Consider the following 15,545-nt stretch of genomic DNA (forward strand, 5'->3'; position numbering starts at 1 on the left):
CATTTTACTGTCCACTCCTGTCCATCTTGCGCAGTCGAGGCCGGCTCGACGTGCCTGCGTTCTTGACCGTGCGCGAAAGTTCTGAAATTGCGTGGGACTCGAAGATCGACCGCAGGGGCACGCTCACCCCGAGCACCTTCCGGATGCGGCTGGTGAGCCGCGTCGCCAGCAGGGAGTTGCCTCCCAGTTCGAAGAAGTCGTCGTTCATGCCCACCCGTTCGGCGCCGAGCACCTCCGCCAGCAGCTCGCAGAGGGCCGCCTCCTGCGGGGTGCGCGGCGCCCGGTAGGGGCGGGCGGGCGGTTCCGGCTCGGGCAGTGCCGCCCGGTCCGTCCCGCCGTCGGGCGTCAGCGGCAGCCGCTCCAGCGACACGACGACCGCCGGGACCAGGGCCGCGGGCAGCTCCCGTGCCGCGTGGGCCCGTACCCGGTCGGCGTGGGCCGCGGGGTCGGGCACGCCGTAGCCGTCGGGGGGCACGACGTAGCCCACCGACTGGGCGGTCCCGCCGGGTCCGTGGCCCCCGCGGACGACGACGACGGCCTGCTCCACTCCGGGGTGCCCGGTGAGGACGGCCTCGACCTCGGCCGGGGTGATCCGCGTGCCGCGGACGGCCGCCTCCGTACCGGTGCGGCCGAGGAGCTCCACCTGGTCGTCGGCGTTCCGGCGGACCAGGTCGCCGGTGCGGAACATCCGCGATCCGGGCGGCCCGAAGGGGTCGGCGACGAACCGCTGGGCGGTCAGGGCGCCATGGCCCCGGTAGCCGCGGGCCGGAGCGCCGCCCGCGAGGTACAGCTCCCCGACCGCGCCGTGCGGTACGGGGGCCAGGCCCGCGCCGAGGACGTATGCGCGTACTCCGGCCAGCGGCGTCCCCGCGGGCACGGTCCCGGTCCCGGGCGGCTGCTCGCCGTCCGGCGGTGAGTACGCGGTGGCGGGGCCGGTCTCGGGATGCCCGTGGACGTTGACCAGGCGGGCGCCGGGGGCCGCTGCGGCCGCCCGCAGCGCCAGCATGGCCGGGAGCGGCTCGCCCGAGAGCAGGAGGGTGTCCGCGGCGATGTCGTCGACGGCTTCGTCGAGCAGGTCGGCGCAGGCGGAGGGGGTCGTGGTGAGCACCCCGCCCGTGGCCGCCGCGCCGTCGGGGAGCACTTCGACACCGCCGCCCGCGCAGAGCGCGGCGACGATCTCCGCGACGGGCAGCGCGGTGTCGGAGTCGGCGCCCAACAGCAGGCGCCGGCCCGCCGCGGGGCCGAGCCGCGCGAGCAGCCCGGGCACCCGGCCGGTGAGGTTGCCGTGGGTGGTCTCCACACCCGTCGGCCCGCCCGAACTCCCGCAGGCGTACGAGAGGTACGCGAGCGAGCCGGCCCGCGGGAGGGACGCTGCAGGGGCGGGTCCGCTGTCACCGGTGCCCGCGTCCTGCGGAGTGAGGACGGGGACGCCGGTGTCCGGCAGGGCGGCCGCCGTGTCCGCGTCGGTGAGTACCAGCAGCGGCCGCGCGTCGGCCAGGACCCGCGCGAGGCGCTCGCCCGGGTGCCGCGGGTCGAGAGGGAGGAACGCGGCCCCGGACTTCAGTACGCCGAGCAGCGCGACGACCAGCTCCGCCGACCGGGGCAGGGCCACGGCGACCGGGGTCTCCGGGCGGGCCCCGCGCCCGGTCAGGGCCTTCGCGAGCCGGTTCGCCCGCTCGTCGAGCTCCCGGTAGGTCAGGGACCGCCCGCCGTCGGCCACCGCCACGGCGTCGGGGGTGTCGGCGGCGCGGCGCTCGAAGAGCGCGGGGACCGTCGTATCCGCCCCGGCGGCCGTGTCGTCCTCGGGCGCTCCCGTCGTGGCGGGGCCGTGCAGGAGCCGGTCGCGCTCGGCGGGCTCCAGCACCTCCACGGTGCCCACCCGGCGGGAGGTGTCCTCGGCCACCTGCCGCAGGACCATCCCGAAGCGTACGGCGAGGGACTCGGCCGCGGCCGGGTCGAGCACGGTGCGCCGGTACTGCACCGCCAGGCGCAGCCGGTCGGGCTCGATGAAGGCGAGCACCGTCACCGGGTAGTGGCTGGCGGTGAAGGAGCGGATGCCGGTGATCGAGATCCCGGCCAGCCGGCTGGCCTCGACGATGCCGGCCCGGTCCATGGGGAAGGACTCGAAGCCGATGATCGTGTCGAAGAGGGAGTCGACGCCGGCTGCCTGCTGGATCTCGCCGAGGCCGACGTGGTGGTGGTCCATGAGCGCGGCCTGCCGGCCCTGGAGCGCGGTGAGCAGCTCGGCGACCGTGTCCGCGGGCGCGCACCGCACTCGTACCGGGAGGGTGTTGAGGAACATGCCGACCGTGGAGTCCACACCGGGCAGGGCGGGCGGCCGGCCGGCGACGGTGGACGCGAAGACCACGTCCTGGCGGCCGGTGAGCTGGGCCAGCAACATCGCCCAGGCGCCCTGGACCACCGTGTTCAGGGTGACGCCCAGGTCCGCCGCGCGCCGCTGGAGGTCTCGGGAGGCCTCCACGGGCAGCGGCACCTCCGCCTGCCGCATGGCGATGTCCTCGGCCGGTTCCGGGGATCCGCCGGCGGGGGCGGCCTCCGGCGCGGGGAGCAGCGGGGCGAGCAGCGTCGGCTCCCCCACGCCGCTGAGCTCCTCGCGCCAGACCCGTGCGGACTCCTCGCGGTCCTGGCGGGCGAGCCAGGCGAGGAAGTCCCGGTGGTTCCGGGCCGGTTCCAGCCCGGTGGCCCGGCCGGCCGATCCGTAGAAGGTGAGCAGGTCCTGCATGAGCAGGGGCACCGACCAGCCGTCGAACAGCACGTGGTGGGCGGTGAGGACGAGTTCGTGGGTCCGCGCGCCGGTCCGCACGAGGGTCATCCGCAGCATCGGCGGCGCGACCTGGTCGAAGTGCGTGGTCAGGTCCTGCGCGAGGAACCGTTCGAAGGCGTCCGTGCGCTCCGCCTCGTCCAGGGCGGACAGGTCGAGCTCCTGCCAGGGCAGGGTGACGGTGTCGAGGACGAGCTGGACGAGGTCCCCGTACGCGTTGTGCACGAAGGCGGTCCGCAGGCCGGCGTGCCGGTCGAGCAGCGACTGGCCGGCCGCGCGCAGCCGGGCCGGGTCGACCTGCCCCGACAGGTGCAGTGCGTACTGCACCTGGTAGGCGTCGAAGGAGGAGTCCTCGAAGACCGAGTGGAAGAGCAGGCCCGACTGGAGGGCGGTGGTGGGCCAGACGTCCGTCAGGCCGGGGAAGCGCCGCTCCCAGCCGTCGATGTCGTGCTGGCTCGCCGTCACCAGCGGCAGGTCCGAGGGGGTGAGCCCGCCCGCGCCCGGCTCGGCGACATGCCGGGCGAGTCCCTCCAGGGCGGCGCGCCACAGGTCGGCGATCTCCCGTACCTCGGCCGGGCCGAGCACCCCCTCGGGGGCGCTGAACACGGCGTTCAGCACGGGTCCGGCGGGCCGGTCGTCGACGGAGGCGTTGACGTCCAGCTCGGCGGAGGCCGGCATCCGCGGGTCCTGGGCGGCGTCGAGTTCGGCCAGTTCGGCGATCGCCGCCGCCTCGGGCGCCCGGGTGAAGCCCAGTCCGCGCAGCTGGGCGGGCATGTCGGCGTCCGACGAGAAACGGCCCAGGTAGTTGAAGCCGACCTGGCCGACGGGGTGTTGCTCCAGGACGGCGGCGGTCCGCGGGTTGAGGTGGCGCAGCAGACCGTAGCCGATGCCCTTGTCGGGGAGGGCCAGGAGCTGTTCCTTGACCTTCTTGACGGCCAGGCCGGCGGCCGGCCCGCCCGCGAAGGCCTCGTCGAGGTCCACCCCGGCGAGGTCGAGGCGTACCGGGAAGGCGGTCGTGAACCAGCCCAGGGTACGGGCGAGGCTCGCGCCGGGCGCGGCGGCCTCCTCGCGGCCGTGTCCTTCGAGGCGGATCAGTGCGGAGGTCTCGTCGACGGACCGGGTGCGCCGCCACTGCGCGAGGGCCAGGGCCAGCGCCGCCAGCAGCCCGTCGTTGACGCCGCCGCGGAACGCCGCGGGCAGGTCGGTCAGCAGGGCCTCGGTGACGGACGCGGGAAGCTGTACGCGCGTGGTGTGCACGCGGGCCCGTACGTCGACGGCCGGGTCCAGACGGCGGGCGCCGAGCAGCGGGTCGGGGCCTTCGACGACCGACCGCCACAGGTCGAGCTCCGCGACCCGCCCGGGGCGCTGCGCCTCGTCGGCGAGCGCGTGCGCCCAGCGGCGCATGGACGTGGCGACGGGGGGCAGTTCGGGTGGGCGGCCGGCGCGGACCTGCTGCCAGGCGGAGGCGAGGTCGGGCATCAGGATGCGCCAGGACACGCCGTCCACGACCAGGTGGTGCAGGGCGAGCAGCAGCCGCCCCGGGCCGCCCTCGCCGGAGGCCGGGTCGAACCAGACGAACTGGGCGACCACGCCCGCGGCCGGGTCGAGCCGGGCGGCGGCCTCGTCCAGTTCACGGAGGAGGAGGGTGCGCCAGGACGCGTCGTCCCAGCGGCCGTCGCACGCGACGCGGCGCAGCAGCGGGTCCGCGGTCACGGAGCCGGCGGGGGCGACCAGCAGACCGTCGGTGCCGGCGTCACCGTCGTGCGCGGGGACCAGGCGGGAGCGCAGCAGGTCGTGGCGGTCCAAGACGGCCGTGAGAGTGGCGGCCAGGCCGGCCGCGTCGATGTCCTCGGGCAGTTCCAGCACCATCGCCTGGAGGAAGCGGTCGAAGCCGGGGCCCCAGTCGCGGATCCAGCGGGCCACGGGCAGCAGGGGCATCCAGCCCGTGCCGCCGCCGTCGAGCTCCTCCAGGACGGTCCCGGTGGCGTCGCCCCGCCCGTTCGCGGCGGCGATCTCGGCGAGGCGCGCGACGGTGCGGTGCTCGACGGCCTGGCGGGCGGTGACCACCAGGCCGCGGGCCCGCGCCCAGGACACGACCTGGAGCGACTGGATGCTGTCGCCGCCGAGGGTGAAGAAGTCGTCGTCGATGCCGACCTGGCCGAGGCCGAGGGCCTTCGCGTACAGCTCGGCGAGGATCTCCTCCTGCGGGGTGCGCGGGGCCCGGTAGGTGCCTGCCTTGAACTCCGGCTCCGGCAGGCGGGCCTTGTCGAGCTTGCCGTTCGGCGTCAGGGGCAGCCGGTCCAGCAGGACGAAGGCCGCGGGGACCATGTGGTCGGGCAGGTGGCGGCCGGCGTACGCGCGCAGCTCACCGGCGCCGAAGCCGGAGTCGAGGGCGATGCTTCCGTAGCCGCTGCCCTGCGGGCGCCCGTGGCCGGGGCGGCCGGAGGCGGCGGGGACGACGTACGCCACCAGCCTGCGGCCGCCGGCCTGCTCGTGGGGGAGGACCGCGGCGTCGGTGACGCCGGGGTGGGCGCTGAGGACCGCCTCGATCTCCAGGGGTTCGATCCGGATGCCGCGGATCTTGACCTGGGTGTCGGCGCGGCCGTGGAAGACGAGGGTGCCGTCGGGGGTCCGTTCGACGAGGTCGCCGGTGCGGTACATCCGCGCGCCGGGCCCGCCGAAGGGGCAGGCCACGAAGCGCTGCGCGGTCAGGTCGGGGCGGCCGAGGTAGCCGCGGGCCAGCGAGGCGCCCGACACGTACAGTTCGCCGATCACCCCGGCGTCCACCGGGCGCAGTCCGTCGTCGAGGACGTGCACGCCGGTGTCGGTGATCGGGCCTCCGATGGGCGGTACGCGGCCGTCACCGGCGAGGGGCGCGCTCATGGTGGCGCACACGGTGGTCTCGGTGGGCCCGTAGGCGTTGATCATGCGGCGGCCGGCCGACCAGGTGGCGACCAGCTCGGGGGTGGTGGCGTCTCCGGCGACGACCAGGGTCTCGACGCCGGCCAGCGTGCCGGCCGGGACCGCGGCGAGCACCGGGGGCGGCAGCGTCACGTGGGTCACGCCGTACCGGGCGACGGTGGCGGCCAGCGGGTCGCCGGGGGCCAGCTCCTCCTTGCCGGCGAGCACGAAGGCGGCCCCGGAGAGCAGGCCCATGCACATCTCCCACACCGAGGCGTCGAAGCTCGGCGAGGCGAACTGGAGCACGCGGCTCGTGGGCCCCGCCTTGAGCTGTTCGACGTGCGTGGCGAGCAGCGGGGCGAGGCCGTTGTGGGTGACGGCGACGCCCTTGGGCCGGCCGGTGGAGCCCGACGTGTAGATGACGTACGCGGTCTGCGCGACGCGCTGCGGGCGGATCCGGTCGGTGTCGGTGAGCGGCCCGGCGGCCTCGCGGGAGACCGCCGTGAGGGTTTCCTGGGTGTCCAGCAGCAGTACGGGGGCGGGCAGTTCGGGCAGTTCGCCGCCGGTCGGCGTGTCCGCCAGGACCAGGCGGGCGCCGGAGTCCTGCGCCATGTAGCGCAGGCGCTCGGCCGGGTACGCGGCGTCCATGGGGAGGTAGGCGCCGCCCGCCTTGAGGACCGCGAGGACGGCGGTCCACAGCTGCGGCGAGCGCCGCAGGGCCACGCCCACGACCGTTTCGGGCCCGACGCCGCGCGCCACCAGGAAACGGGCCAGGCGGTTGGCCCGGGCGTCGAGTTCGCGGTAGGTCAGCGACGTCTCGCCGAAGACGAGGGCGACGGCGTCCGGTGAGGCGACGACCTGCTTCTCGAACATTTCAGGAATCGTCGCCACCGGCACCGCCGCGTCATGGAACGAGCACAAAGCGACCATCCCCCAATGGTTGGACATGAAGACCGGGATCTCGTGGGTTTGATTTCTCAATTAAGCGCAGCCGGGCCGGTGGCGCGGCAACCCGAAAAAGCTGCCATACAGGCACTGCCCATCGGGAGCTTATGAGTCCAGAACCGTTCCGGCGATGAATTCGAGCAGCTCGGAGCTCAGTCCGGGCTCGAAGAGATAGAAATGCCCGCTGGGGTAGACGCGCAGGTCGAACGCGGTGTCCGTGTGGGCGCCCCAGGTCTCCATCTCGCCGCGAGGAGCCCTGCTGTCGGACGCGCCGACGAGGGCGGTGATGGGGACGTCCAGGCGGGCGTCGACGGGCATGGCGTGCTGCTCCCAGAGCGTGAAGTCGTCCATGACGGGCGGCAGCAGGGCCTCCATGGCGTCCTCGTCCTCGGCGAGCTCCTCGTCGAAGCCGCCGAGCCGCAGCACCTCGGCCCGGAACTCCTCGTCGGAGAGACCGTGCAGCTGGGGGCGGTCGCGGAAGGGCACGGGCGAGGCCTGGCCGGAGAGGAAGAGGTGGGCCGGGCGGGGGCCGCCGCGGGCCTGGAGGGCCAGGGCCAGCTCGAAGGCCAGCAGGGCCCCGCAGGAGTGGCCGAAGAAGGAGAAGGGCCCGTCCAGTACGGGCCGCAGGGCCTGCGCCAGCGTCCGTACGAGCGGGCCGACCTCGGTGGCGGGGTCCTCCAGGATCCGGTTCTGCCGGCCGGGCAGCTGGACGGCGACGACCTCGATGTCGGCGGGGAGCTGGTGCACCCAGTCGCCGAAGGCGCCGGCGCCGCCTCCCGCCTGGGGGAAGCAGACCAGTTGGTGACGGTGTCCGGGCCGTCTGGCCCGCCATATGAAGGGGCTTTCGACGACCAGTCCGGCGGCGGTTTCCGTTGCGTGGCTGCGGGTGTGCATGACCATGGCCCCTCTGTGTTTCGTCGGACGGAAGCGGGAAGCACGGAGAGGGAAACGAAAATGCGGAATGCGGTGCCGGATTCAATGGCACAGGGGGCCGGACCGGATCAGCCGTGAATTCGTTTCCCCGCCCTTCCGGATTGATCGTAGGAGTGGCCCATGGGCGAGGCAAGGAATGCCGGTACAGCTCTGCCGCGGCGGTACTGCTGAGCTATTACCGCTTGCGTTTTCGGCCATCGCGTCCCGTTGTCCGTGCCGGCTGTCCCGTCGACGGGACAGCCGGCACGAAGAACGGGGCCGCCCGGCCTTCGGCCGGGCGGCCCCGTTCACGTTTCGGCGGGTGCAGCGGATCCCTAGATCTTCGCCTCGCGCTTGAAGGCCGAGCGGGCCCACAGGAAGCCGAGGAGGCTGAGGACGACGCCCCAACCCAGCGCGAGCCAGCCACTGTTGCCGATCTCCGTGCCCATGAGCAGGCCCCGCAGGGTGTCGGTCATCGGGGTGAAGGGCTGGTACTCGGCGAACCAGCGCAGGCCGACCGGCATGGACTCCGGCGGGACGATCGCGCTGCCGAGGAAGGGCAGGAAGGTCAGCGGCATGGGGGCGTTGCTCGCCGCCTCGACGCTGCTGGAGCCCAGGCCGATGGCCGCGGAGAGCCAGCTGAGGCCGAAGGCGAGCAGGGCGAGGATGCCGAGGGCGGCGAGCCACTCGACGAAGGTGGCGTTGGGCCGGAAGCCGACCAGGAGCGCGACGCCGATGACGAGAACCAGGCTGATCATGGTCTGGATGACGTTGCCGACGACGTGCCCCGTCAGCACGGAGGACTTCGAGATCGACATGGTCCGGAAGCGGTTGATGATGCCTTCGGTCATGTCGGTGCAGACGGAGACGGCGGTCGAGACGGCGCCGGCGGTGGCCGCCATCAGGAGGATGCCGGGGGCGACGAAGTTGGTGTAGTCGCCGCGATCGCCCGTGCCGCCGCCCGGCAGTTCGATGCCGGCGCCGAGCGCGCCGCCGAAGACGTAGACGAACAGCAGGAGCATCAGGATCGGCATCGCGACGATCGAGATCGTCATCGAGGGGTAGCGCTGGGCGTGCTTGAGGTTGCGGCGCAGCATCGTCATCGAGTCGCGCATCGCGTACGTCGTGCTCATCGCCGGGCCTCCTTCACCGCGTCGGCGGGGCTGGGAACGGTGGTGGCGTGGTGGCGGGAGCCGTCGCCGGTGAGGGCGAGGAAGACGTCGTCCAGGTCGGGTGTGTGGACGGTCAGCGCGTCCGCCTCGACTCCGGCGCTCTCCAGCAGGTCGAGTACGGAGCGCAGCGCCGGGATGCTGCCGTCGCTGGGGATCTGCAGGGTGAGCTTCTCCTCGTCGCGGGCGCCGGGGCCCAGGGCGAGGCGGCGGGCGGCGGCGTCCAGGCTGAGCACGTCGGAGAACTGGAGGCGGATGTGGCCGCCGGGGATCCGGCGCTTGAGCTCGTCCGCGGTGCCCTCGGCGACGATCTTGCCCTTGTCGAGGACGGCGATCCGGTCGGCGAGCTGGTCGGCCTCCTCCAGGTACTGCGTGGTGAGGAAGATGGTCACGCCCTGGGCGGTGAGCTGCTGGATCAGGTGCCACATGGTGCGGCGGCTGCGCGGGTCGAGGCCGGTGGTCGGCTCGTCGAGGAAGATCAGGCTGGGGTTGCCGACGAGGGTCATCGCCAGGTCGAGCTTGCGGCGCATGCCTCCGGAGAAGGTGGAGGCCATCTTCCCGGCGACCTCGGTGAGTTCGAACTGCCGGAGTAATTCGGCGGTGCGGCGCTTGCCCTCCGCGCGGTCGAGGTGGTGCAGGTCCGCCATGAGGAGCATGTTCTCCTCGGCGGTCAGCAGCCCGTCCACCGCCGCGAACTGTCCGGTGACACCGATCTTGGCACGAATGGCGTCCGCGTCCCGGTCCAGCGAGTGCCCCACGACGGTCGCCTCGCCGCCGTCGGCGGAGATGAGCGTCGAGAGGATCTGGACGGTGGTGGTCTTCCCCGCACCGTTCGGACCGAGGAGCGCGAAGATCGTGCCCGCCTGCACGTGCAGGTCAATCCCGTCGAGTACGAGCTTCTCGCCGTACGACTTGCGCAGGCCGACTGCGCTGATTCCCCTGGGCGGGGCCATCTGTTCGGTCGCGGCACTCATCGTGCCCCCTCCATTTCGTAGCTGTTGCGAGGCAGAGCTCTGACGTCAGGCGCCGTGCGCACGCTGGATGGTGATGTCACCGAGGCTGGTCCTCGCGTGCACCTTGACGGTCTCCGCGCCCTCGGTGGGGCCTTCGGCGGATCCGAGGGTGCTGTAGACCGTCCCGGACTGGGAGTTGATGTCGAGCCAGGCGGCAGTCCCCTGGCGGATCCCGACTTCGAGGTTGCCGGCTTTAGTCTGGAGCTCGACGGTGCCGCGCGCCACTTCCTCGATGCGTACGTTGCCGTTCGAGCTCTTTGACGACACGGACCCTTGCGCCCGGCCCACGGTGATGTTTCCATTGGCGACCTTCAGTCGCAGATCGCCCGCCACGTCGTCCAGCCACGTGTTGCCGTTGGAGTTCTTGATGTCGGCGTCGCCGCCGATCGCGCGGACCCGGACCTCGCCCGAGCCGGTGGTGATGTCGACGTCGCCGGCCGCCGAGTCCAGCTGGATGTCGCCGTGCTGGGTCTTGAGCCTGACCGGGCCGGCCTGGTCGAGGCGGATGTAGCCGGCGCTGGTGCGGACCTCGCACTCCCCCAGCGTTCCCTTGCAGGTGATGTCGCCCATCTCCAGGGTGCCGAGCAGGCGCGAGCCCTCGGGCAGGGCGACGTCGACGGTGACCGAACCGCGGGCGCTGAAGAGGCCGCGCGCCTTCGGGGTGCGGATCGTCAGGTTGCCGTCGGTGAAGTCGACCTTCGTCTCCTCGGCGGCGCGCTGGTCGTCCTTGTCCCCGGCGGTGCGCGGGTGGATCTCGACCACGGTGTCGGTGCGGTCCGTGGCGCTGATGCGGGCGACTCCGACCTCGACGTGGATGGTCGCGGTGATGGGTCCCTCGGTCGCGTAAGAAGGCATGGCTGTCCCGTCCTCGTGGGTCTGGTGGTCGCCCCCGCTCCGGGGACGTGAAGACGGCGCAGGAGTGGTGGGCTCCCGTACGCCGGTGTCGTGTGCCCCGGTGCCGCCCCTGCGGCACCGGGTCGCCCGGTGCGCCCTAGCTCACCCAGCCGGTGAAGCTCCGCCTGCCGCTGCCGCGCCGGGGCGCCTGCGTCTCGGCCGCCGGCCGGGCGCCGCCGGTCTCCAGGGCGCCCGAAACCGCCCTGACGAGCCAGGCGTTGAGGGAGAGCCCCTCACGCGCCGCCGCCTGTTCGGCCCGCGTCTTGACGTGGCCGGGGAGTCGGAGGTTGATGCGTGCGGTGCTGCTGTCCTCCCCTTCCGGCGCGAGCGGCACGGCGGGCAGGGCGGCGGCGGGCGCTTCGTCGAAGCCGCCCGCCTCGAAGGGCTCTTCCTTCGGCGGGGCGGTCACGACGAACTCGGGTTCGAGCCCCCGCAGCCTCACGTCGACCGAACCGGGAGCGAGCTCCCGGGTGACCTCGCCCATGGCGTCCGACAGGGCGGTCAGGAGGGTGAGCCTGGCTGCCGACTCTAGCGGGGCGGTGAGCCGCTCGGCGAGAGCGCGGGCTTCTTCGCCGCCCGCTTCGGCGGCCACCGCGAGCTCGCGGCGAAGACTTGCGACATAGGGGCTGAGGTCCATGTCCCCAGCATGACACACACATGGCGCCATGGCGAGCCAATCTGGCGCCAGATATGCCGCCATTTATAAAGATGCAGGTCAGAGCGTGTGCCACTAGGGAGCCAAGCTGAGCCAAGTGGCGCCACTACTCGACTGATGCCGGCAGGCCGGAGCCTCCGGGTGCCACCGCGGAACCAGCGGGGCCGCGGCCGCGGCCGTGCCCGGGCCGGGCCGGGCAGGGCAGGGGCCGGGCCGGGGCCGGGCCGGGCCGTGTCCGAACAGACCCGGAAGAGGCGGACCGGCTCGCTCCGGCGCGCGGCACGCGGGATCGCGGCACGGGAATTCCGCGGGGGCACATTCCCAATCATCCGCCGGAACGCATAAGCATTCACGGCGCCTCCGAAATGTGACCGCGGGGTCGTCCTGTCGACAGGACGGCCCCGCGGCGGTTCCGTGCATTTCGCCGGCCGAATGCGGGCGGAGGCGGTGTCGAGAGCCCCGCGCCACTGAAAGCGCACCCGGGAAGCGGATAGGGTGGCGAGCGCAAAGCGGCGGTTACGACCGGCCAGGTCGGTCGGCGGCCGGTGCCGGACGCAGTTCCAGCGTGCAGCACTTGGCGCTGCCGCCGGCCTTGAGCAGCTCGGACAGGTCGACGCCGATCGGCTCGAACCCGCGCTCGGCGAGCTGGGCGGCCAGCCCCCGCGCCTGCTCGGGCAGCACCACGTGCAGGCCGTCGGAGACGGCGTTCAGCCCGAACGCCACCGCGTCGGCCTCCTCGGCCAGGACCGCGTCGGGGAACCGGTCGGCGAGCACCTCGCGGCTCTCCGGGGAGAAGGCCGCCGGGTAGTACATGACCTCGTCGCGGTCAAGGACCGAGAGCGCGGTGTCGAGGTGGTAGAACCGCGGGTCGACCAGCGTCAGCCCGAGGACCTGCCGCCCGAAGAACTCCTGCGCCTCCCGCTGCGAGCGCGGGTCGCTGCGGAACCCGCTGCCCGCCAGGAGGGTGTCGCCGACGAGCAGGAAGTCGCCCTCGCCCTCGTTCACGTACGCCGCCTGCCGGACCTCGCCCCACCCCCGCTCCGCGAACCAGTCCAGGTACGCCGGCGACTCCCCGGCCCGGTAGTCGTGCCGGAAGCGGGCGACCAGCACCCGCCCGTCCAGCACGGTCGCCCCGTTGGCCGCGAACACCATGTCCGGCAGGTCGGGCACCGGCTCGATCAGGTCGATCCGGTGCCCGAGCTCGACGAACAGGTCGTGCAGCCGCTTCCACTGGGAAAGGCTGGTTTCCGTCACCGTGGGCTTCGTGGGGTCCATCCACGGATTGATCGAATACCGAACGTCGAAATAGTGCGGACGGCACATCAGATAATGCCGCGGCCTTGCCGTTCGCCCTGATTGGCTCATGGTTTCCCTCGATGCGGAGTCGGTTCACGGATACCTCGTGCCACGATATCCGCGCCGCCGCCGCACTCAATAGGAGCGGGTGAACAGGTGGCCAATTTCCGGTTTCAGGGCATGGCCTCCAGTACGGCGTCCAGGGTGAGCTTCCATGCCGGCTCGGCGCCGGTCCCGAACGCCGCGGCAAGCGCGTACCCGACGGCCGCGTCGTACCCCTCCGGCTGCACGTCCCCCCACTCGGCGGTCACCCGCCCGTCCCCGGTCGAGATGAACATCCCGAGTACCGCACCGTCGCGCGACAGCCGGCTGCCGTCGAGCGAGACCGGAACGAACCGGTGGTCGCCGACGTCGACCCGGTAGGACGTGCGGGTCAGGAACCCCTTGGAGGGCCGCAGCTCCACCTCCGCTCCCCCGACCTCCATCGCCAGGCGTTCGGGGTCCCGGGTCCCGATCGGCACATGGCTCTCCGCCGCCGCGGCGCCCGTCCGCCTCATCTCGACCCGCGGTATCCCCTCGCCGTGCACGGCGAGGGTCCCCGCCTCGTGGTCGAGTTCGACGGTGACGGTCCCGAACAGCGGGTCGTCGGCGGGCGGGTAGGAGTGCGCATGCATCAACGGTTACCTGCTCTCTTGTGCTTGGGGAACCATTGTCGGGCTCGCCCGAGCCACGAGATCGACACGCCTGACCTACCGGAAGGCCTCCGGACCGGAGTCCTCCCCCGCGCTCCACCAGACGCCGAGCCGCTGGCGGGTCAGACGCCAGCCGCCGTCCGGGCCCCTGCGGAACTCCCAGTCGTACGGGCCTCCCATGGAGTACGGCGCGGACCTCGCCGCCTCGCCCGTGACGGCGACGAACCACATGTAGCCGACGCCGGCCGCCCGGTCCCCGTCCACCTCGAAGTGCGTGTTGAGGATGTGGTGCTGCATGCTCGGGAAGGGCGCCTCCGCCTCCTCCACCTTCGCCCGGATCGCCTCCCTGCCTCGTATCTCCCCCCACGGACCGAACTCCAGCACCGCGTCCTCGGCCCAGCACTCGATCCAGGTCCGCCAGTCCTTGCGGTCCAGCGCCCGCCACCCCCGGACCAGCAGCCCCCGCAGCGCTTCCTTGTCCTCCAGCACGCGCAGCCGCCGGACCGGGCCGTCGCAGTCTCCCGGGGCGGTCATCGGACGCTCGCGACAGGACGCACGACGAGCTCGTTGACATCGACCTCCGGCGGCTGGGACACCGCGTACGCGATGGCGTCCGCGACGGCGGAGGCCGGCAGCGCCACCGCGCGGTAGGCCTTCATGGCCTCCCTAGCCGCAGGGTCAGAGATTCCGTCGGCGAGTTCCGACTCGGTCACCCCCGGGGAGACGAGGGTGACCCGGAGGCCCCCTCCGGACTCCTGCCGCAGCCCTGCGGAGATCGCCCGTACGGCGAACTTGGTGGCGCAGTACACGGCGGCGGTGGGCGAGACCTCATAGGCACCCACGGAGGCGATGTTCACGATGTGCCCGGCACCCTGGGCGCGCATCACGGGCAGCGCGGCGGCGATCCCGTACAGCACTCCCCGTACGTTCACGTCGATCATCCGGTCCCACTCCTCGACCTCCAGCGCGTCCAGTGGCGACAGCGGCATCACGCCGGCGTTGTTGACCACCACGTCCAGCCGCCCGTACCGCTCGCCCGCCGCGGCCACGAAGCCGCGTACGTCCCCGGCGTCCGTGACGTCGAGCCGCCGGAACGCCGCGGTCCCGCCCGCCGCGCCGATCTCCTTGCACAGCGCCTCCAGCCGCTCCGCGCGCCGCGCCCCGAGCAGCAGCCGATGCCCGTCGGCGGCGAGCCGCCGTGCGGTCGCCTCCCCGATCCCGCTGCTCGCCCCGGTGATTGCCACGACCTTGGGTTCGTTCCTCATGCCTGCCCTACTCCTCGACCACGGGCGCAGGTCCGTCCTGCCCGACCGAGTCTTCGCGCGCCGAAGACGGCCGGCCAGGGCGCGAGTTGCCCGGGTGCGGCACACCCAGGCACGGCGCAGCCCCGCGGCCTAACCTGTGGCCATGACCACGACCACGACGGACAGGGCCCTCGGAGAGTTCCTCCGCGCGCGCAGGGCGGCCCTGCGGCCGCAGGACGTCGGCATGGCGAGCCACGGCGTGCGCAGGGTCGCCGGCCTGCGCCGCGAGGAGGTCGCCGTCCTGGCCGACGTCAACGTCGACTACTACGCCCGCCTGGAGCAGGGCCGCGAGCGCCACCCCTCCCCGCAGGTCCTCCACGCGCTCGCCCGCGCCCTGCGGCTGCGCCCCGACGCCCACGCCCACCTGCACCGCCTGGCCGGCTCACCGCCGGCCGAGCGCCCGGCCACCGACCTGGTCGACCCGGCCTTGCGCCGACTCCTCGACGGCTTCCCCGCCTTCCCGGCGTTCGTCGTCAACGCCGCCCTGGACGTCCTGGCGGCCAACGACTGCGCCCTGGCCCTGCATGCGCCGTTCGCGCCGGCGGACAACCTGGCCCGCATGGTCTTCCTCGATCCGGCGGGCCGCCGCTTCTACGCGGACTGGGCCTCCGCGTCCCGGGCCACGGCCGGCCACCTCCGCGAGGCCTCCGGCATCGCCCCGGACGACCCCCGCCTGCGCGACCTCGTCCGTACCCTCACCACGCACAGCCCGGACTTCGCCCGCCTGTGGACCACCCACGACGTCCTGGCCAAGACCCGGGACGCCAAGCACCTCCACCACCCGGTGGCCGGCCCCCTGACCCTGACGTACCAGTCCTTCGACGTCCGCGCCGCCCCGGGCCAGCAGCTCATCGTCTACGAGGCCGCCCCCGGCACCCCGACGGCCGAAGCCCTCACCCTGCTCGGCGCCCGCGCTCTCCAGTGACTCCAGGTCCGAGCGCCGCGTGCGGCCGTACCGCAGGTCCGGTACGGCCGCACGGCG

General features: G+C 73.1%; 11 protein-coding genes. 1 reads left to right on the forward strand and 10 read right to left on the reverse strand.

The window, feature by feature from the left end:
* Positions 1-4: 4 nt before the first annotated feature.
* From AB0F82_RS22265 to AB0F82_RS22310, 10 genes are all read right to left on the reverse strand, one after another.
* Positions 5-6,556 (reverse strand): amino acid adenylation domain-containing protein, encoded by a 6,552-nt coding sequence (locus tag AB0F82_RS22265; RefSeq protein WP_362630449.1) that lies wholly within the window; start codon positions 6,554-6,556, stop codon positions 5-7.
* A 177-nt stretch (positions 6,557-6,733) separates the two neighbouring features.
* Positions 6,734-7,528 (reverse strand): thioesterase II family protein, encoded by a 795-nt coding sequence (locus AB0F82_RS22270; protein WP_362630452.1) that lies wholly within the window; start codon positions 7,526-7,528, stop codon positions 6,734-6,736.
* A 347-nt stretch (positions 7,529-7,875) separates the two neighbouring features.
* On the reverse strand, positions 7,876-8,673 hold the full coding sequence (locus tag AB0F82_RS22275) for an ABC transporter permease (RefSeq protein WP_030650717.1): 798 nt from the start codon (positions 8,671-8,673) through the stop codon (positions 7,876-7,878).
* Positions 8,670-9,683: an ATP-binding cassette domain-containing protein gene (locus tag AB0F82_RS22280; protein ID WP_362630456.1), complete on the reverse strand. Its 1,014-nt coding sequence runs from the start codon at positions 9,681-9,683 to the stop codon at positions 8,670-8,672. Before AB0F82_RS22280 ends, AB0F82_RS22275 begins: the two co-directional genes overlap by 4 nt.
* Before the next feature lie 45 nt (positions 9,684-9,728).
* A complete protein-coding gene (locus tag AB0F82_RS22285; RefSeq protein WP_356811706.1) occupies positions 9,729-10,577 on the reverse strand; it encodes a DUF4097 family beta strand repeat-containing protein in 849 nt (282 codons plus the stop codon).
* A 136-nt stretch (positions 10,578-10,713) separates the two neighbouring features.
* Entirely contained in the window at positions 10,714-11,253 is a 540-nt protein-coding gene (locus tag AB0F82_RS22290) for a toxin-antitoxin system HicB family antitoxin (RefSeq protein ID WP_356811705.1), read from the reverse strand.
* 534 nt (positions 11,254-11,787) lie between these two features.
* Positions 11,788-12,636, reverse strand: a complete 849-nt coding sequence (gene ddaH / locus AB0F82_RS22295) for a dimethylargininase (RefSeq protein ID WP_362630461.1) — start codon at positions 12,634-12,636, stop codon at positions 11,788-11,790.
* A 104-nt stretch (positions 12,637-12,740) separates the two neighbouring features.
* Positions 12,741-13,241 carry a hypothetical protein gene (locus tag AB0F82_RS22300; RefSeq protein ID WP_362630464.1) on the reverse strand — a complete coding sequence of 167 codons (501 nt, stop codon included), beginning with the start codon at positions 13,239-13,241 and terminating at the stop codon, positions 12,741-12,743.
* A gap of 75 nt (positions 13,242-13,316) precedes the next feature.
* Positions 13,317-13,793 carry a nuclear transport factor 2 family protein gene (locus tag AB0F82_RS22305; RefSeq protein WP_362630467.1) on the reverse strand — a complete coding sequence of 159 codons (477 nt, stop codon included), beginning with the start codon at positions 13,791-13,793 and terminating at the stop codon, positions 13,317-13,319.
* The gene (locus AB0F82_RS22310) at positions 13,790-14,524 is read right to left on the reverse strand and encodes an SDR family oxidoreductase (protein WP_362630470.1); all 735 of its coding nucleotides are present in this window, start codon (positions 14,522-14,524) and stop codon (positions 13,790-13,792) included. Before AB0F82_RS22310 ends, AB0F82_RS22305 begins: the two co-directional genes overlap by 4 nt.
* Positions 14,525-14,666: 142 nt before the next feature.
* On the opposite strand from AB0F82_RS22310, the gene AB0F82_RS22315 reads away from it, so the two are divergent.
* Positions 14,667-15,488 carry a helix-turn-helix domain-containing protein gene (locus tag AB0F82_RS22315; protein ID WP_362630473.1) on the forward strand — a complete coding sequence of 274 codons (822 nt, stop codon included), beginning with the start codon at positions 14,667-14,669 and terminating at the stop codon, positions 15,486-15,488.
* The last annotated feature ends 57 nt before the right edge of the window (positions 15,489-15,545 follow it).

Source organism: Streptomyces virginiae, assembly GCF_040638905.1.
Classification (GTDB): Bacteria; Actinomycetota; Actinomycetes; order Streptomycetales; family Streptomycetaceae; genus Streptomyces; species Streptomyces virginiae_B.